The 17837-nt window shown below is 54.0% G+C and carries 12 protein-coding genes and 1 pseudogene; 5 read left to right on the forward strand and 8 right to left on the reverse strand.

The features are described from left to right. Window positions 1–231 precede the first annotated feature (231 nt). From rcsA to J8X26_RS09980, 4 genes are all read right to left on the reverse strand, one after another. On the reverse strand, window positions 232–846 hold the full coding sequence (gene rcsA, locus J8X26_RS09965) for a transcriptional regulator RcsA (RefSeq protein ID WP_152326035.1): 615 nt from the start codon (window positions 844–846) through the stop codon (window positions 232–234). A 390-nt stretch (window positions 847–1236) separates the two neighbouring features. Then, complete coding sequence (locus tag J8X26_RS09970) at window positions 1237–2427, reverse strand: glycoside hydrolase family 88 protein (protein ID WP_208950810.1); 1191 nt, start codon at window positions 2425–2427, stop codon at window positions 1237–1239. A gap of 22 nt (window positions 2428–2449) precedes the next feature. Then, window positions 2450–3736, reverse strand: a complete 1287-nt coding sequence (locus tag J8X26_RS09975) for an oligosaccharide MFS transporter (RefSeq protein WP_208950811.1) — start codon at window positions 3734–3736, stop codon at window positions 2450–2452. Window positions 3737–3788: 52 nt separating this feature from the next. Further along, complete coding sequence (locus J8X26_RS09980) at window positions 3789–5627, reverse strand: DUF2264 domain-containing protein (RefSeq protein ID WP_208950812.1); 1839 nt, start codon at window positions 5625–5627, stop codon at window positions 3789–3791. Between the two features lie 265 nt (window positions 5628–5892). Here J8X26_RS09980 and J8X26_RS09985 point away from each other — a divergent pair, with 265 nt between their 5' ends. After that, window positions 5893–6744: an AraC family transcriptional regulator gene (locus J8X26_RS09985; RefSeq protein ID WP_208950813.1), complete on the forward strand. Its 852-nt coding sequence runs from the start codon at window positions 5893–5895 to the stop codon at window positions 6742–6744. 16 nt (window positions 6745–6760) lie between these two features. Here J8X26_RS09985 and J8X26_RS09990 read toward each other — a convergent pair. Together J8X26_RS09990 and J8X26_RS09995 are read right to left on the reverse strand one after the other, a co-directional pair. Further along, window positions 6761–8193 (reverse strand): annotated as a pseudogene (locus J8X26_RS09990) (aspartate aminotransferase family protein). A 109-nt stretch (window positions 8194–8302) separates the two neighbouring features. Continuing rightward, entirely contained in the window at window positions 8303–9685 is a 1383-nt protein-coding gene (locus J8X26_RS09995; protein ID WP_208950814.1) for a CoA transferase, read from the reverse strand. A gap of 397 nt (window positions 9686–10082) precedes the next feature. Here J8X26_RS09995 and J8X26_RS10000 point away from each other — a divergent pair, with 397 nt between their 5' ends. Continuing rightward, the gene (locus J8X26_RS10000; protein WP_152326041.1) at window positions 10083–11741 is read left to right on the forward strand and encodes a glucan biosynthesis protein D; all 1659 of its coding nucleotides are present in this window, start codon (window positions 10083–10085) and stop codon (window positions 11739–11741) included. Window positions 11742–12022: 281 nt separating this feature from the next. On the opposite strand, the gene J8X26_RS10005 is transcribed toward J8X26_RS10000, so the two are convergent. Then, complete coding sequence (locus tag J8X26_RS10005) at window positions 12023–12205, reverse strand: hypothetical protein (protein WP_152326042.1); 183 nt, start codon at window positions 12203–12205, stop codon at window positions 12023–12025. Between the two features lie 382 nt (window positions 12206–12587). Between J8X26_RS10005 and J8X26_RS10010 the strand changes: the two genes are divergently transcribed. Further along, window positions 12588–13685: a glycerol dehydrogenase gene (locus J8X26_RS10010; RefSeq protein ID WP_165057278.1), complete on the forward strand. Its 1098-nt coding sequence runs from the start codon at window positions 12588–12590 to the stop codon at window positions 13683–13685. 57 nt (window positions 13686–13742) lie between these two features. Here the strand turns inward: J8X26_RS10010 and J8X26_RS10015 are convergent, their stop codons facing one another. Beyond that, on the reverse strand, window positions 13743–15029 hold the full coding sequence (locus J8X26_RS10015) for a DUF445 domain-containing protein (RefSeq protein ID WP_152326044.1): 1287 nt from the start codon (window positions 15027–15029) through the stop codon (window positions 13743–13745). A gap of 172 nt (window positions 15030–15201) precedes the next feature. On the opposite strand from J8X26_RS10015, the gene J8X26_RS10020 reads away from it, so the two are divergent. Next, window positions 15202–16860 (forward strand): multidrug ABC transporter permease/ATP-binding protein, encoded by a 1659-nt coding sequence (locus J8X26_RS10020; protein ID WP_152326045.1) that lies wholly within the window; start codon window positions 15202–15204, stop codon window positions 16858–16860. Between the two features lie 22 nt (window positions 16861–16882). Then, on the forward strand, window positions 16883–17701 hold the full coding sequence (locus J8X26_RS10025) for a hypothetical protein (RefSeq protein WP_208950815.1): 819 nt from the start codon (window positions 16883–16885) through the stop codon (window positions 17699–17701). Window positions 17702–17837: the final 136 nt, after the last annotated feature.

Consider the following 17837-nt stretch of genomic DNA (forward strand, 5'->3'; position numbering starts at 1 on the left):
CTCAATTGATCCTGCATACCGCCTGTTCCCGGCGGTGATAAACAGCGATAAAGGCATTGCCAGCGGGGCAAGTCCGGCCGTGACGAAAAGAAAACGCCATATAAAGGACATCGGCATTTCGCCGCAGGGATTCAATTTATATATGAGAGCTGGATCGCATTTTAGGGTTTATGTGGGGCGCTACAGGCGAAGCGCGCGCTCAGCCTGTAGCGAAAACCAGAGGTGGGAATATCAAATCGCGTAGATGCCGTTATTGAGCTGGTCGCACAAACGGACGACGTGATAAATAATGTGTTTGTTCGGTGATTTAATCTTCCTTTTAATATTTCCTTTGTATGAAGACACCGTTTTGGTTTTGATTTGTAGTTTATCGGATATTTCAATGGTCCCGTCGCCTGACATCCACATTTTCAACATTGCGGATTCAGAGCGGCTGAGCATGACCGGCCGGATATCCAGCACGGCACAGCTGGCCGGGTTTTGCGCCTGAGGCAGTGACGGGTGATTTAACAGCTGTTTGAGCGTTTCCGCCTTAATGGATTTCGAGGTGATAATGACGTTCTTACGAACGAAAATATATTCTTCAAAATGAATACGCGTGCGTGACATAAAGATAAAAAACAACGTATCAGGGTATTCGGCGATCAGTGCACCCAGCCGTTCTTTGCTGTCCGGATGCGAAGACATGCAATCCTCATTAATGAATACCACGGAGGGATTGAGTTTTGCACATCCCGCCTGAAGCTGATCGAAGCGATCAACGTCAGTGATCTCCCGTTCGCTGGTGAGAAATTGTTGCAGGCCGAGTCGGGTATACCGGCATGGATCCAAGATTATCGTTTGCATAGTAAGTCCTCATAGGACGTCCTTGTTCTGCATAATGATTGGACGCGATAGGGTCAGCACAAATTTTTCATACAGCGTGCTGAATCTACTTTTTGCATGAAAAACGTCAGTGTGGAAGCCTTATTTTTTGAGGACTAACGGGGAGATGCGTTTAGATTAATTTGATTTATGTCACGTTTGATTTTGATACTGATCAAAATTTTAACGTAAATTAAGACTATTCCTAATGGATGTAATGACATACAAGAAGTGTTTGTTTACAGGGGTGTTACCGTAACACGAGGGAACTGTTCGCAGTAAAATGATGAGGCACATTATCCTTTAAAATAATTCACGAATGAAAAATGGCAACAAAACCAGACGCAGCGTGTAAACACTGCGTCTGAAAACTCACCAGTAGGATTGCCAGCACTGCGTCAGGCGTGTCAGCGCCTCAACGTAAAAGTAATCTCCCCAGCTGCAACATTCATCCACGCCTTTTCTGCTGCCCATATGATAGACAGAATGCTTAAGCAATCCGTCACAATCTTCCTGATTCCCCGCCAGATAACGCCCGGTCAGCGAATCCATGATGCGCAGCGCCATCTCTTCATAATGAGCGCGTTTATCGTCGGTGGCGGGCAGGGCGATGGCCAGTTCCAGCAATCCGCAAACCGCAATCGCCGCCGCCGAACTGTCACGCACCGCATCGGTGCCGAGCAACGCCAGATCCCAGTGACACACATCGTCTTCCGGTAAGCGATTGAGGAAGTAATGCGCGAGACGGCGTGACAGCTCGACCTGCTCCGCATCGCCGGTGTAACGGTAGCTGAGCAGGAATCCGTAAATCCCCCACGCCTGACCGCGCGACCAGCAGGAATCGTCGGAATAACCCTGATGTGTATTGCCGAAACGCGGCTCGCCGTTCACCGTGTCCATGTAAAACGTGTGATACGTCGAGGCATCCGGGCGAACGATATACTTCGCCGCCTGTTCCGCATGCGCCCGCGCGGCCTCGGCAAAGCGTGGTTCGCCGGTTTGTTCACTGGCCCAGTACAGCAGCGGCAGATTCATATTGCAGTCAATAATCATGCGCCCGGCCTGTTCCGGATCGTTCAAATCTCCCCAGGCCTGAATGATTTTGGCTCTTGTGTTGAAACGCTCCATCAGCGCTTCGGCGGCCAGCAGCGCAAAACCGCGCGCCTGACGGTTACCGGTCAGCTTAAAGGCGCTCACGCACGAGAGGCTGTAAAGAAAACCGAGATCGTGCGTCGCGGTATCAATCCGGTTGGCGATACGGTTGCCGAAAGAGGTCACCTGTTTTTCGGCCGCTGCACGATAACGGTCATCGCCGGTCATTTCCCACGCCAGCCACAGCTGTCCGGTCCAGAAACTGGTGGTCCATTCCACATTGCCGGTCAGCGGATAATGACCTTTCTCGCAGTTTTCCGCCGGGAATTTATCGCCGAATTTATCCAGATTGCGCGAGATTTTGCTCAGCACAGTCTCGCGGGCGCGCTCCATTTTTTGCGCGAAAGCAATCCGGTCCAGCTGGTTAAGTTCTACAGGGCGTAACTTTTCATTAGCGATGTTCAGTGTCATCAGTTCTTCCTTTTTAACGTGTTCAGCGTTTTAACGGTGCCAGTTCAGGGCTGTTTTCAAGTGTTTCAGCGGGGGCCGGTGAGCCGTTACGCAGGCTCTGGCAGGCGGATAACGTAAAGGCGGAGATCAGCGTAAAGCACAGCGCAATACCGCCCATAAACAGATAAGTGTGTTCAAATCCGATGCGGTCGTAGAAATATCCTGCAGGCGGGGCGACGACGATGGAACCGACGTAAATCATTGCCTGGTAGCCGAGCAGGTACATGGTGGCGTTCACGCGTTTGCTGAAATGCTCTGCGATGTATTTGAACACCGACACCAGCAGCAGCGCGATTTCCAGCCCGTAGAAGGGTTTGATAATGGAAATCAGCAGCGGATCGCTGGTCAGCCCGGACGCAAGCAGGCGCAGCCCGACAAGTCCGCCGACCAGCAGCAGGCTCTTTTTGGCACCGAAATAGTTCACCAGTAACGGGATCACCATCATCATCAGAAACTCAAGACCGGACTGCACGGTGCTCAGATAGCCGTACCACGCGTTGCCTTGCTCTTTGGTATCGAAGAAGGTGACGAAGTAGCGCGAGAACTGCTGTTCGGCGACAAACATCATCCACGCGACACCGGCGACATACAGCGAGAACATCCAGAACTTGCGGTTTTTAAGCAGTAAAATCACATCGCTGAACATGATTTTTTGCTGGGAAATCACATCGTTGTCTTTGAGTTCTTCATCACCAATTTTCAGTGACAGCAGCACCGCCAGCATCACGAGCGATGTCGCGCTGCTCAGGCCAAAATTCCAGGTCGGGGACAAATTAAACAGCACGCCGGAAAACGACGCAGCCAGCGCCCAGCCAAGTGAGCCCCACATACGTACCTGGCCGAATTCCATGTGATACAGGCGGCTGAAGCGGTCGGCGTAGGATTCCGACGCCGCCACACCGGCGTACCAGCCCAGGCTCAGATACAGCGCGCCGACGATAATCCCGGTCATCAGATGGCTGTCGAGCAGCGGCTGATACACGAAGATAAAGAAGGGCGCCATCAGGGCGGAGATCAGCACAACAAAATAGAGCAGGGATTTGCTCATGCCGATCTTATCCATGATGTAGCCGTAGACCGGTTTCATGATCACCGCGAACACGCCGTTGACCGCGAAGACCGTGCCGATGGTGACGCTGTCCAGCCCGGCTTTCTGACCGAGCCACAAGGCGTATAGACCGAAGCTGGAAGACCAGGTGAAGAAGTAGAGAAATAAAAAGCCACTCATTTTGTAATACGCCGGTTTACTGGCGGTTTTTATCGCTTTCATAATGACTCCTGAAGACTGAACTGGCAGCCCTGACGGTATAGCGCGGTGGCTCTTAACGCAGCGTGATTTGCCCGCTGTGCCCCTGATAGTGCCAGCGTAATTGCTGCCCCTCGCGGATCACTTCCGGTACACCTTGCGCGTAGATATCCTGTGTGGCGGAGGCACAAACGGCGGTGATCAGCCAGTGTGAACCGGCGGGAAGTGCGCCGGTCAGCACCGGAACGGAGGCTGTTTCGGCAAACATAATGCTGCTGTTCGGCGGAGTGATAACGGTGGCGGCGTCGCGCGGTGTGGCCTCGTCGAGACACACAATCCGGCTGACGCCGTTGCGTGCGCTGACGGTGACGGCACGTTGGTCCGCTGTCATCTCTGTGCGCGTTGCCGGTTCCTGAATCACCGCGAAACCGCCTTCCGCCGAGGTCAGTGGCCGCCGGTTTTCGATATGGTGAACGCGCAGATGCCAGTCGCCGCAGGGGATCAGCCAGGTGCACACCGTGACGTCGTGCCACGGCAGCCAGCGGGAATAAATCATCGATTCTGTGATGTGTGTTTCTGCGCAGTCGCGGCGTCCGCGGTAATAACCGTCGTCTTCCGAGAACATCAGCATCGAATCACAACCGGCGTGATTCAGCCCGTAGCGGCCACGGTCGAGGGTGAAACCAAACTGGCTGGAGTAGGCGAACTTGGTGTATTTGGCTTCGGTATTAACGAAATTATTCAGTTCGATTTGCCCGGACGTGAGCATCACCACGTGCTGGCCCTGTGCGTCACGCGTCAGGATCTGGCTGGCGTGCGCAATACAGTGTGTGTCCGGAATGTCGGGCAGCGGCGCTTCTTCTGCCTGCCAGAATGCATCGTCCTGCGGCAAGGCCAGTACCAGAAACAGTTTGCAGGCCCAGTAGGGGGAACCCGGCGCGTTATAGTCTTCGGCCATCACCAGATTTGGCGTGTGATAGCCAATGCTCAGCACGCCGTCACGGTCAAAAATAGGCTCTTTCAGCCAGTGCCGCAGATGGCGCAAAATCACCCCTTTCACGATGCCCGGTGTGAACACGTCCAGTTTGCTGTAGGCGGCAGCGCTCCAGAAAGCGGCTTCGGCAAACCGATAAGTCAGGCTGCGGCCAAACGGCACGGCGGCACCGCTGGCGGAAAACATCGTGATGAAATCCTGCGCAAATTGCCGTGCGCGTTCCCTGAGCATGGCGGCGCGCGGGGCATCCACGTCGGCCATATTCTGTGCGTAAATCAGACCGTAATAATGAAAGGCCATCGAAATATAGTAATCACGCGGGCGTCCCGGTCCGTCGGAATACCAGCCGTCGCCGAGGTAATAGGTTTCCATCAGCGCAAAACGTGCAGCCACGGCGGATTTATCCCACGGCATTCCGGCCTGCCTGAAGCCCATCTGCACCATGATCGGGAAGAAATTCCAGTTGTTATTAGGAATAACGGCGTCGCGTCCCTGATTCAGCCAGTCAGCCAGATTTTGCTGTTCCAGCGCAGAGAAATGGGCCAGCAGGCGCTTATCCATCAGGGCCAGCCCGACGCCAAACGCCGCCATTTCTACGCAACGCTGGTCGAAATCGCGGATTTCTCCCCAGTATTGCGGATGCTGCGGATCGGTACCGAACCGGATCGCATTAATGTAAAACGGCAAATCCGGGCATTCACCGCCACCGGCCAGCAGCGGGAAAATCCCCCACAGCATGCGTGAAAGTGCTTCCATTTTGGCAATCTCTTTACCGTAATGCGTGGTGGTATTGCCGAGGTCGATTCCACTTTTGCCTTCTTCGGTGTAGGGCGAAACGGCGGCCAGCAGATCGTTTAGCAGGTGTTGTACATCGCCGCGGGTACGCAGCGGATTGCCGGTATTTATTTTTTTCAGCGTCATAAAGGGACTCCCGGTGACGTGATGGGTACCAGAAAATAAGGGTTTATTAATTTGAAATATTATTTCAGTTCTTTGTGTTGCGAATGAAATATAGAGAACTGGCGATCTCTGATTGTTACCTGCTTCACAGAATGCGGTGATTTTTGAAATTGTGATTATTAAATTGGCGGTAAAACGGCTTAAATTATAAAAAGCTGACTGAAAATTGTGTTTTGTTGTCCTGGATGAAAAAGACGCGGAAATACACTAAGAGGAACCCGCCATAATGCCGGCATCAGATTATCTCGAACGTATTGCCCTTAACGAACGTCAGGTTTCGTTTAACCGGATGAACCGCGGCAGTGCCAATTATTTTCACTGGCATCAGTGTCTGGAATTACTTTTTGTCAGTCAGGGCTATGGCATTGTGATTGTCGATAACCAGCAATACACGCTGCGGCCAGGCCGGATGTTTGTCTTCCCGCCTTTTAAATTGCACAAAGTGTTTGTCGAAGCCGATGAGAAAAATGCCTATCTGCGTACGACCATTCATCTCGATCATCAGTTGCTGGACGGCTGTCTGCAATCTTTCCCGCAGCGTCGCCGGCGATTTGCCAGTTTGTGGGATGCTGACCGTGCTGCGCATATTTTTGACCTGAGCGCCCACGCCAGCCATATCGAACTCATTCTGGAAAAGTTTAATCAATTGCCGGAACCGCAGGCGGATCAGTGGGAAGAAATCGCCATGCTTATCCTGCAACTGATGGTGTTTATGCCCGAGGAAGACGGGCAGCCGAAAACTATCAGCCGGACAACGGCCTCCAAAGTCATGCAGTGGATCGAAGAAAATTACGTGCAGAAGTTTGCGATGGCCGATCTTTCGGCTGCACTGGGGCTTTCAGAAAGTTATCTGTCGCGGGTCTTCGGACAGGAAACGGGCGGCTCGATTCAGGATTATCTGGCCACGCGGCGGGTAAAACGTGCCTGTGAACTGCTGCGCTCAACCGACCGTTCGGTCGAAGCGATCGGGCTGCAATGCGGCTTTTCAGATGCACCGTATTTCATCACCCGGTTCAAGAAAATGATCGGAAAAACGCCGCTGCAATATCGCAAGGCGGCATTTTCACTCTTGTCATAAGACGGTCAGGAACGCCTCAAACCTCTGCGCGGCAGGCTTTCAGGGAATCCAGTGCCAGACGAATATCCGATTCACGGGTCATCCAGTTTACCAGCGCAGCGCGCATGCCAGGCTTTCCATTAAGTGACGTGGCGGTACAGCGTACCACGCCCGCATTATCCAGTAATTTCAGAAACTGATTACGCTGCTCAAGGGCCCGCGGTGTACTGTCAGTCGTATCCAGCGCGAAGCACACCACATTCAGATTCACGGGTGCGAGCAGGGTAAATCCGGGCGTGTTTGTCAGCTGCTCACCGAGCAGTCTGGCCAGCGCGACATTACGATCCACGACTTCTGCCAGACCGTCACGACCATAGGCTTTCAGCGCCATCCAGACCGGCAGCGCACGAAAACGCCGTGAGTTTTCGGGTGTCAGATGCAGATAATTGTCAGGGCGGACAGCAGGCAGCGCCAGATAGGGCGAATGATTCTGGAACACCTGAACCTGAAGAGCCAGGTGCTTTTGCTGCGTGAACTGAAGCGCGCTGTCATAGGGAACGTTCAGCCATTTATGCGCATCAATGGTCACTGAATCGGCCTGCTCCCAGCCTGCAAGCAGCGGCGCATAACGCTTTGATGCCGCCGCCACGCCGCCACGCCGCCAAATGCGGCATCCACATGCAGCCAGAAATCGTATTTTTCACGCAATTTCAGCAGCGCAGGCAAATCATCAAACGCCACGGTGTTTACCGTCCCTGCGCTGGCGAGCACCATCGTCGGCACCGAAGGGGCGCTTAACAGTATTTGCTCCAGTGCAGCGGGATCGATAGCTTCGGTGCCCGGTAATGTTGCGACGCTAACCAGCGCATCGCGACCCAGACCCAGCATACTCAGGGCTTTCACACTGCTGGAATGTGCGGAAGCAGAAAGCACCCGCACCGGGCCGAGCGCAGCCAAACCCTGCTGTGCGACATCAATTCCCCGCTGTTCGCCGAGCCACTGACGGGCAATCGCCATGCTGACAAAGTTTGCCATCGTCGCGCCACTGACAAACGTACCGCACAGCGACTCCGGAAGACCGAACAGTTGTTTCAGTTGTGCAACGGTTGCCAGTTCAATGGCCGGAGCAATGGTGTCGAAATTCAGTTGCGCATTCTGATCCACCGTGCTGACCAGCCAGTCAGCGGCCAGTGCTGCGGGCGTGCCGCCGCCGGTCACAAAACCGAAATAACGCGGGCCCGCACTGGCAGACATTCCGCTGGCGTACCGGTTCCAGAAATGCGTCAGCGCGGCCTGCGCACCGATGCCACTTTCCGGCAACCGGTCGTCTTCATCTTGCAGATTTTGCGCGCTGGCGGGCGGGCAGGTGGAACGCTCCGGCAGCGTTTCGAGGAAAGAAACCGCCGTGTCGCAGGCCTGACGCAGGATTTCAGGCAGGGTATCCAGATCGTGCTGAAGCAGTGGGTGCATAGAATTCCGTTATCGCTCAAAAGATTGTAAAGGTTGATTAACTTACCTGATCAGTCACAAGCAACAAACTGACATATTTTCATTTCTAAATTCATTTTTCCTGCGGGTCTTACTGCCAGCTGGCTGCACCTGAACCGAGCGGCGACGCCGGTAAATGCCAGTGCATTGTCGTGTTTTCCAGCCAGACGGGCGCAAGTAAACGCCGGGCATTTCCCCAGACTGTGATTTCCGCTTGTGCTGAGAAGTCTGTTTGTTCTGCGGATCCAATCAGCGGTTCGTGTTGGGGCGCGGATGTACCACCGGCCATAAGTTCTGAGGCAGTACGTGCCAGTGACAGACGGGTTTCGCTGCCCTGACCGGTTTCCACACGCTGTGCTAAACCTTGCAACACCGCTGCTGCCATCAGATATCCGGTGGAGTGATCGAGCGCCTGTACCGGCAGCGGCACCGGTTTGTTGCTGCCTGAAAGTGCCATTCCCTGTTGGGCAATACCGCAACTCATCTGCACCAGACTGTCGAAACCGCGCCGCTCGCGCCAGGGACCGCTCCACCCGTAGGCATTGAGGCAAACATCCACCAGGCCCGGCGCTATGGCACGACGCTGCTCGCTGCCATAGCCGAGTTTATGCAGCGCACCGGCACGATAGCCGTGCACGACCACATCTGCATCACGCAATAATTCCTCGAAACGATGCCTGTCCTGAGGGTTATGCAGGTTCAGCCGCGCACAGTGTTTCCCCGACGTGACATCGGCTTCCTGACTGGTTTCATCCCAGCCGTAAGGATCGATACGCAGCACATCGGCGCCCAGTCCGGCCAGAAAACGCGTGGCGACGGGCCCGGCAATAATCCGTGTCAGGTCGAGAATTCTTATGCCAGCCAGCGGCTTTTCGCGAGATAATGCCCATTGAGGTATTGCTGCTGGCGACGTCAATGCGCGTTGAAATAACGGCTCATTGTGCAGGGATTTACCCTGCATATGCTGCTGCCACTCATCCGGTCTGAGCATCTGCGCGGCGCATCCCCCCGCCTGTACCACCGCCTGCTCCAGTTCTGCCTTTTTCCAGGTCATCACCTGCTGTGCAAGAATTTCGCGACTTACCGCTTTTCCAAACAGAGATTCCACCACTTTCCTGTGCGCAGGTGCATTGGTATGCAGACGGATCCAGCCATCGGCCGTGGCGTAGTCGCCTGCCAGACTGTCCCAAGCCGGCGGGATTTCCCAACCTTCTGGTTTAATACTCGTTTTGCACCAAAGCGACGCCAGCCGCCGGTTGACGGTAACCGTTTCATACTCGCCATGTTTTATCGCCAGTAATCGCGACAAAGTCATTCCGGCTAACGCCACTGACGCGGTGATTAGCGGTGTGACCGGATAATAGGAAGGCAAATTCCCTGCACCCTCAATATGAAGCGGGCAGGGAAGTGAAATCCCGCCGGTGAGCTGAACGAAAAGTGCCCGTGCTTTCTGCTGGATAGGATCATCTGACATGCGTTAACTCCGGTGTGAGGAATCTAAGCTTTACAAATTTATAACATCTCTGAGGCAATGTAGGAAATCGATGAGTGACACTGTCACGCAGTGTTGTGCAACTTACTGGTAACAGAATGCTCCTAAAGTCCGCTCAGCGTTAGCCACGCCATCAGGGGAACCATTACCGCGAAATCCCTTCTTTCCAAAAAACCTCTCAGCCCCTGTCACGCGGGGAATGAGCGCAGTCATATGCGTTGACTTTTTCAAGTAAAATATTAGCTGAATGCTTTCAATTTCTGGTACTCGGCTTGTGAATTTTACGTTAGCCTTGGGGTCGAAAATTTTGAATACGCGGGGACTGCGTTTTTGTGACGTAGTCCCCAGATTTTTGCCCAGTACAGGAAACGATTCTGGCATGGAACGAAGAGCATTTATTAAAGCATCAATGGCATTCGCCGCCTGGTGTGGTGTGCCGGCTATGTCCACACTGTTCACCCGTTCCGCAGAAGCGGCAGAGGCGAATGTGGCAGACGGCGGCGAATTGCCGTTTGATTTCAATGCGCTGAAGAAAATGGCGAAAGATCTCGCGGATAAACCCTATGGTGGCGCACCGCAACCTTTGCCTAAAACGCTGGCTGAACTGACGCCGCAGGCTTACAACGCCATTCAGTACGATCATGCGCATTCCCTGTGGAATGGCCTGCCGGACCGCCAGCTTGACGTCGAATTATTCCACGTCGGCATGGGGTTCCGCCGCCGTGTGCGCATGTACTCTGTCGATCCGGTGAAACATCTTGCGCGCGAAATTCATTTCCGCCCGGAGTTGTTCAATTATCACGACGCCGGTGTTGATACCAAACAGCTGGAAGGCTTCTCGAATCTCGGGTTCGCCGGTTTCAAAGTCAACAAAGCCCCGGAACTGACGCGCCGCGACGTGGTGTCATTCCTGGGTGCCAGCTACTTCCGTGCGGTAGACGACACTTATCAGTACGGCCTGTCCGCGCGCGGCGTGGCGGTGGATACCTTCACCGACCAGCCGGAAGAGTTCCCGGATTTCACCGCTTTCTGGTTTGATACGCCGAAACCCGGCGATACCACCTTTACTGTGTATGCGCTGCTGGACGGCATGAGCATTACCGGTGCCTATAAATTCGTGATCCACTGCGAACCGACCCGCGTCGTGATGGAAATCGAAAACCACCTCCATGCCCGTGAGGACATCAAACAGCTGGGTATCTCTCCGATGACCAGCATGTTCAGCTGTGGCACCAACGAACGTGGGCGCTGCGACACGATTCATCCGCAGATCCACGACTCTGACCGCCTGCAAATGTGGACTGGCACCGGCGAATGGATTTGCCGTCCGCTGAATAACCCGCAGCGTCTGCAATTTAACGCCTACAGCGATAACAATCCGAAAGGATTTGGCCTGTTGCAGCTCGACCATGAGTTCAATAATTATCAGGACGTGATTGGCTGGTATAACAAACGACCGAGCCTGTGGGTGGAACCGGTCGGTAACTGGGGGAAAGGGGCCGTCAATCTGATGGAAATCCCGACCACCGGCGAAACGCTCGATAACGTCGTTTGCTTCTGGCAGCCGGAAACCCCGGTGAAGGCCGGTTCTGAATTCAATTTCAGCTACAAACTTTACTGGAGTGGCGAGCCACCGCACCGCAGCCCGATGGCTAACGTACTGGCGACCCGCACCGGTATGGGCGGTTTCCCTGAAGGCTGGGCACCGGGCGAGAATTATCCGCAAGTCTGGGCGCGTCGTTTCGCCATTGATTTTGTCGGCGGCGAGCTGAAAGCCTTTGCCGATAAAGGCATCGAGCCGGTGATTAACGTCTCGGCGGGTAAGATCAAAAACATCGAAATTTTGTATGTGCAACCGTTCGACGGTTACCGGATCCTGTTCGACTGGTATCCGGACAGCGATTCCGTCGCGCCGGTTGAACTGCGCATGTTCCTGCGTTCCGGCCAGAAAGCGTTGTCGGAAACCTGGCTGTATCAGTATTTCCCGCCAGCGCCGGATAAACGCAAATATATCGATGACCGTCAGATGACGAAATAATCTTCTTCATCATTCAGGCCGCAGGGGTGCCGGCTGCCGTCGTTCACCCGAATCACTGACGTATATCAGCTCACTCGCTTGCAGCCTGCCTGCCACTTGAAGGATTTTGAGGATCGAAAGATCAAAAAACAAAAAGCCCCGATTCGTCGGGGCTTTTGCTTTCTTACTTTTCTGTTTATCTGTCATTTGCAGGTGAACCAGACACAGGAACTTGCAAAATACTTCAAAGGGTAAAGCAAGGGTAACGCACGGTACTCAACTGCTGAAGGCCAAGATGGCAATCAAAACGCCTTCACCAGCATTCCGTTTTGCGGTTGTTGCTGAGGATTTTTCAGCGCCGCGTCGAAGGATCTCTCGATCTCTTTCAACTGTTGTAAGAATTCTTGTGGCGAGAAATCGTGTGATTTGCCGCTCATGTAGGCAAGGGCCAGTTCTTTGGCGTTGTAACGTTGGAAGTTATACATGCTGTCAGTTCCTTATTAATCAAAAAAATATTAACGGGATGGCGAACAGCGAGCTGGCTTATAACCACTGCTTACGACGTGCTGCCAATGCAATGCATTCTACGGAAAAGATTGATAAGTGAAAGTTGGTGTTGTTTATGCATTCAATAGTTAAAACCTAACTTAGTAAGGGGTTTTTGATTGCCTATCTGAATAGTCATTTCTGGTGATTAATTCATCGGATGGCTACTTTGCGTGGAGAAAGGTTCAACCTTATGAAAGATAAAATTTCTTTGCGAGTCATGCTGTTAATGTGAATTAAAAGGGTTGGGCTTTACAACCTGCTGGGGTACCCTCAGGGAAGTTATCCACGGATCATTATCAACGAAAAGAGGTTTTTATCATGAGTAAATTTATCTTCTCTTCGCCAGGAAAATACGTTCAGGGCAGCGGTGTTCTGGATGAGTTGGGTGATTATCTGCCTGCGTTAGGCGGAAAATCATTTCTGATAGCTGATGATGTCGTTTGGGGAATTATCGGCGATCGCGTGAAAGCGTCGCTTAAAAAAGCCCAGGTTGAATTCCATTTCGAACGTTTTAACGGTGAAGCCTCTGCCAGCGAGATTACCCGTCTGGCGGAAATTGCCCGTAAGGCCGGAACACACGTCGTGGTCGGTCTGGGCGGGGGTAAAACGCTCGATACCGTCAAAGCCATTGCCGATGAACTGAAACAGAATGTGGTAATTGTGCCGACCGTGGCGTCTACGGATGCGCCGTGCAGTGCGCTGTCGGTGATTTATTCTGACAACGGCGTTTTTGAATCCTACCGTTTCTACCACAAAAACCCGGATCTGGTGCTGGTCGATACCCACGTTTGCGCACAGGCACCGGTTCGTCTGTTTGCTTCCGGCATTGCCGACGGTCTGGCGACCTTTGTGGAAGCGCAGGCGGTGCTGCGTTCTCATTCGCAATCGATGGTCGGCGGTGACCCGACAATTGCCGGTATGGCGATTGCCGAAGCCTGTGAGAAAACGCTGCTGACGTACGGTTACAGCGCGTACACGGCGGTTGAGCAGAAACTGGTGACACCGGCCGTGGAAGCCGTCGTGGAAGCCAACACGCTGCTTTCCGGTCTCGGTTTTGAAAACGCCGGTCTGGCAGGTGCGCACGCCATCCATAACGGCTTCACGGCGATTTCCGGTGATATTCATCACCTGACGCACGGTGAAAAGGTGGCGTATGGCACGCTGACACAGATGGTGCTTGAGCAGCGTCCGGACGAAGAAATCGCGCGGTATGTGCGTTTCTACCGTTCCATCAAAATGCCGACCACGCTTAAAGAGATGCATCTGGAAAACGAATCGTTCGCCAGTCTGGTGAAAATCGGTGCGCTGGCAGGCGGCGAGGGCGATACCCTCGGCAACCTGAACCGCAACTTGTCTGCCGAAGATGTCGCGAATGCGATTCTGGCCGTGGACGCGTTCAGTAAAACCGTGAAATAAGGTTACGCAAAGCAAAAAGGCCGGTTATCCGGCCTTTTTTACGCGCTGATTTTGCCCCTAAATCCGCGCCATCACCCACGGGATTGCCACCGGCAGCTGCGACAGCAGATACAACGCCAGCCCGATAAACGCACCGACCAGCGTGCCGTTGATGCGGATAAACTGTAAATCCTTCCCGATATTGAGCTCGATTTGCCGCGACATATCCCGCGGATCCCAGCCTTTTACCGTGTCGCTGATGTGACGCGTCAGGAATTGCGCGAAGTCCGGTGCCATTTTCTCTGCGATGGTTTCCATTTGCTGATTCAGCGAACTGCGCAATTTCTCGTCCTGCGCCAGTGCATTTCCCAGCCACTGGCCGGATTCAGTGACTTTCGCAAATACCCGCGAATCTTCGCTTTCCAGATCTTCTTTCAGCCAGTTACGCATGTCGCCCCACAACTGCAACACGTAAACATTCAGCTTCTCGTCATCTTTCAGATACTGCTTAATCTCTTCGGCTTTCTGCGCGGTTTCCGGGTCGTTTTGCAGCTTCCAGATAAAGTTCTGTACCGAACGGTCGAAGCCTTTGCGGAAAGCATGGGTTTTGTCATTGCCCATATCATCGAGCACCGAATTCACCGCGTTCGACACCAGATCGGCACCGTTTCGCCCCAGCCAGCCGGTGGGCAGAAGTTTGGCGGTCAGCGGATGTTCGCGTTTCATCCAGCCGACAATTTGCGCGGAAATAAACTGCCGCGTGCTGTCTTTTGCCAGCAGGATTTCCAGCTGATCCATCGCCTGATCCAGCAGTTGCTGATGGCGGCCGCCTTTGGTCAGACTTTCCAGCAGTGTGGCAACCGACGCGGACAGGTCAATTTTATCAATGACGCGGTAAAGCGCGCGGCGGATAAGTTGCGCGATGCGCTGATCGTCCGTGACATCGAGAAAACCGCGGATCATCTTCACCGCGTATTTCGCGAAACGCTGTGCGTTGTCCGGTGCGTTCAGCCAGTCCGTGAGCATCCGCGCCGGATCGTGCTGGCGGATAAGATTGATGAGCGTCGCGGGCGCAAGGAATTTTTCCTGCACAAACACCGCCAGATTGTCGGCAATTTTGTCTTTGTTCCTGGGAATAATGGCCGTGTGTGACGCCACAAACGGCACCGGCACGCGGCGAAACAGGGCCACCACGGCGAACCAGTCCGCCATTGCGCCGACCATCGCGGCTTCGGAAATGGCTTTCAGGCCGGAAACCCAGAAGTTAGGCGGCAGGAAAAGGGTGATGACAAACAGGGCGGCGGCAATCAGCAGCAGCCCGAGCGCGTTACGTTTACTTCGGCGAAGTTCTTGTTCTTTATCCATTAGCTCAGTTTAGGAAGCGTCAGGCAGGCTGTCAGCTTTTTTCTTGTCTGCGGCTTTTATTTCGGAATGAAGCCGGAACCGCGCCTAAAATGAGAATTGTTCTTGATATGACAAGGTGTGTCATTAAACTGCGTGCAGCATTATTCCCCTGCATTCAGAATGAGACCAATTCATGGAGTTGTTACGCGTTGTATTTAAACAATATCGCTGGCCGTTTTTAGGCGTAATGGCGCTGAGTCTGCTCAGCGCCGTACTGGGCATCGGCCTGATCGCGTTCATCAATCTTAAATTGATTGAAACTACGCAGGGTTCCCTGATGGTTTTGCCGCAGTTTCTCGGATTATTACTGCTGCTGATGGCTGTTACCCTCGGCTCTCAGCTGGCGCTCACCGTGCTCGGGCACCACTTTATCTACCGCCTGCGCGGGCAATTCATCAAACGTATTCTGGATACGGACATCGAACGCATCGAGCAAATCGGTAATGCGCAACTGCTCGCCAGCCTCGGCAGCGACATCCGCAATATCACGCTGGCCTTCGTGCGTTTACCGGAACTGGTGCAGGGTATCATTCTGACCATCGGCTGTGCGGGCTATCTGGCCTGGCTTTCCCCGGAAATGCTGCTGGTCACCGTTATCTGGCTGCTGATCACCATTTTCGGTGGTTTCAAACTGGTCTCACACGTTTACCGCCATCTGGCGAAAGTGCGTGATGCCGAAGACAAGCTGCAAACGGATTACCAGAAAGTGATTGAAGGGCGCAAAGAGCTGGCGCTGAACCGCGAACGTGCACGCCATCTGTTTGACGACGTCTACCGCAAGGACGCCGAAGAATACCGCCATCATATTATCCGCGCCGATACCTTCCATCTCAGCGCCGTGAACTGGTCGAATATTATGATGCTGGGCGCGATTGGCCTGGTGTTTTTCATGGCGAACACGCTCGGCTGGTCGAATACGGACGTCGCTGCGACCTATTCGCTGACGCTGCTGTTTCTGCGTACGCCGATGTTGCAGGCCGTGGGCGCATTGCCGACGCTGCTCAGCGCTCAGGTGGCTTTTGGCAAACTGAAAGCGCTGAAACTGGCCGAACACCATGACGCATTCACGCCTGCGGTTGCTGCGAAAAACTGGCAGACGCTGGAGTTGCGTGACCTGACGTTCAGCTATGCCGGAAAAGAAGAAGGGGCGGGTTTTGGGATCGGGCCGCTGAACCTCCGGATTTCCCGTGGCGAGCTGGTCTTCCTGATTGGCGGTAACGGCAGCGGAAAATCCACCCTGGCGATGCTGCTGACCGGGCTGTATCAGCCGCGCTCCGGGCAAATCCTGCTGGACGGTGTGCCGGTCACGGCGGAAAACGCCGAACAGTATCGCCAGCTTTTCTCGGCGGTCTTTACCGATTTCCACCTGTTCGGCCAGCTTATCGGCCCGGAGGGCAAACAGCCGGATCCGCTGCTGGTGGAAGACTGGCTGCAACGCCTGAACATGAAAGAAAAACTTCAGTTCACCGGTAACGAAGTGACCAACCTTCAGCTTTCCGCCGGGCAGCGAAAACGCGTGGCCTTACTGCTGGCGGCGGCCGAAGGGCGCGACTTCCTGCTGCTCGACGAATGGGCGGCAGATCAGGATCCGCAATTCCGCCGGACGTTCTACCGCGAACTGCTGCCACAATTGCGCGATATGGGCAAAACCGTGCTGGCAATCAGCCACGATGACCACTATTTTGAACACGCCGATCGTTTGCTGGAAATGCGTCAGGGCAAACTGAAAGAACTGCACGGGCAGGAGCGCGCCGACGCCAGCCGTGATGCGGTCGCACAAATCGGTCTTTAACCGTTTATAAAAAGGAACAGGAATGAACTGGACTGAAGGGGTGGTGTGGGGCGTCAGTGCCGTCGTAACAGGCTTACTGATCGGCCTGCTGCATAAAAAAGGCGTGCTGAGCCGTGTGCCTGCGGTGATCGTGTTTCTGGTGCTGTTTATCGGTGGCAATCTGCTGTGGAGCGCGGTCGTAAAGCCGCATCTTGTCAGCAACAGTGAAGAGCAAAAGGTCGATCAGGCGCTGGCTGAACTGCCGCTTTACACCACGATAAAAGCGCAGGAACCGGCGCTCTATGCGCAGATTCGCAGCAATATTCTCAAGCTTCGCAAGGAAGGTAAATCGCAGCAGGACGCCATTAATACGGTGAAACCGATGGTCTCCGTGTTGCTGACACAGCGCATCAGCCATGCGCCGGATGCCAACGTGAACGAGGCGATGCAGGTGAATCTGGAAGAGATGCAAACCTTGCAGGCGCGCAAGGACGGCAGCTGCTTTAAGTTCCTGTATCCGCAGGTCAGCGGTGGTATTAATACCGCGCAGGTTCTGCCGCCGGAGCTGTTCCAAAAAGATCTCAATACCATGAATGACCTGCTTCTGGCGACCGGCAGCGGGCAGACTGAACAACCCGCAGCGGTCAGCACTGAACGCGTGATCGCCATGATGGCACCGGTGCGTGAGGCGCTGGGCAACATGTACGGCGAGCAGTTGCAGATGTTCAGCGACCTGACCCAGCCGGACGTCGATCGCGAGAAAGTTTGCGAGATTTCCATCAGCCTGTATTCCGGTATTCTTGCACTGCAACCGGCAGACTCGGCGGCAATCTTGCGACAGATGCTGGGTGCGAAACCCTGAATTTCCCGCCGGGCTGCGCGTCTGAACGTGCAGCCCGGCGCGGCCTGACGGCAACATAAACAGACAATCCCTACTATTCTTCTTAACAGGAAAGGGTATTCTTACGCCGTTCATCTAAAACACTTTTGTTTCGTAA

Source organism: Rahnella sp. ChDrAdgB13, assembly GCF_017655185.1.
Lineage (GTDB): Bacteria > Pseudomonadota > Gammaproteobacteria > Enterobacterales > Enterobacteriaceae > Rahnella > Rahnella contaminans.

Bases quoted from the DNA above. Each gene is read 5' to 3' on its own strand.
- rcsA (WP_152326035.1), bottom strand. From the start codon at position 846: ATGCAAACGATAATCTTGGATCCATGCCGGTATACCCGACTCGGCCTG.
- J8X26_RS09980 (WP_208950812.1), bottom strand. From the start codon at position 5,627: ATGACGCTGAAAAAAATAAATACCGGCAATCCGCTGCGTACCCGCGGC.
- J8X26_RS10015 (WP_152326044.1), bottom strand. From the start codon at position 15,029: ATGGATAAAGAACAAGAACTTCGCCGAAGTAAACGTAACGCGCTCGGG.
- J8X26_RS10000 (WP_152326041.1), top strand. From the start codon at position 10,083: ATGGAACGAAGAGCATTTATTAAAGCATCAATGGCATTCGCCGCCTGG.
- J8X26_RS10010 (WP_165057278.1), top strand. From the start codon at position 12,588: ATGAGTAAATTTATCTTCTCTTCGCCAGGAAAATACGTTCAGGGCAGC.
- J8X26_RS09995 (WP_208950814.1), bottom strand. From the start codon at position 9,685: ATGTCAGATGATCCTATCCAGCAGAAAGCACGGGCACTTTTCGTTCAG.
- J8X26_RS10005 (WP_152326042.1), bottom strand. From the start codon at position 12,205: ATGTATAACTTCCAACGTTACAACGCCAAAGAACTGGCCCTTGCCTAC.
- J8X26_RS09985 (WP_208950813.1), top strand. From the start codon at position 5,893: ATGCCGGCATCAGATTATCTCGAACGTATTGCCCTTAACGAACGTCAG.
- J8X26_RS10025 (WP_208950815.1), top strand. From the start codon at position 16,883: ATGAACTGGACTGAAGGGGTGGTGTGGGGCGTCAGTGCCGTCGTAACA.
- J8X26_RS09970 (WP_208950810.1), bottom strand. From the start codon at position 2,427: ATGACACTGAACATCGCTAATGAAAAGTTACGCCCTGTAGAACTTAAC.
- J8X26_RS09975 (WP_208950811.1), bottom strand. From the start codon at position 3,736: ATGAAAGCGATAAAAACCGCCAGTAAACCGGCGTATTACAAAATGAGT.
- J8X26_RS10020 (WP_152326045.1), top strand. From the start codon at position 15,202: ATGGAGTTGTTACGCGTTGTATTTAAACAATATCGCTGGCCGTTTTTA.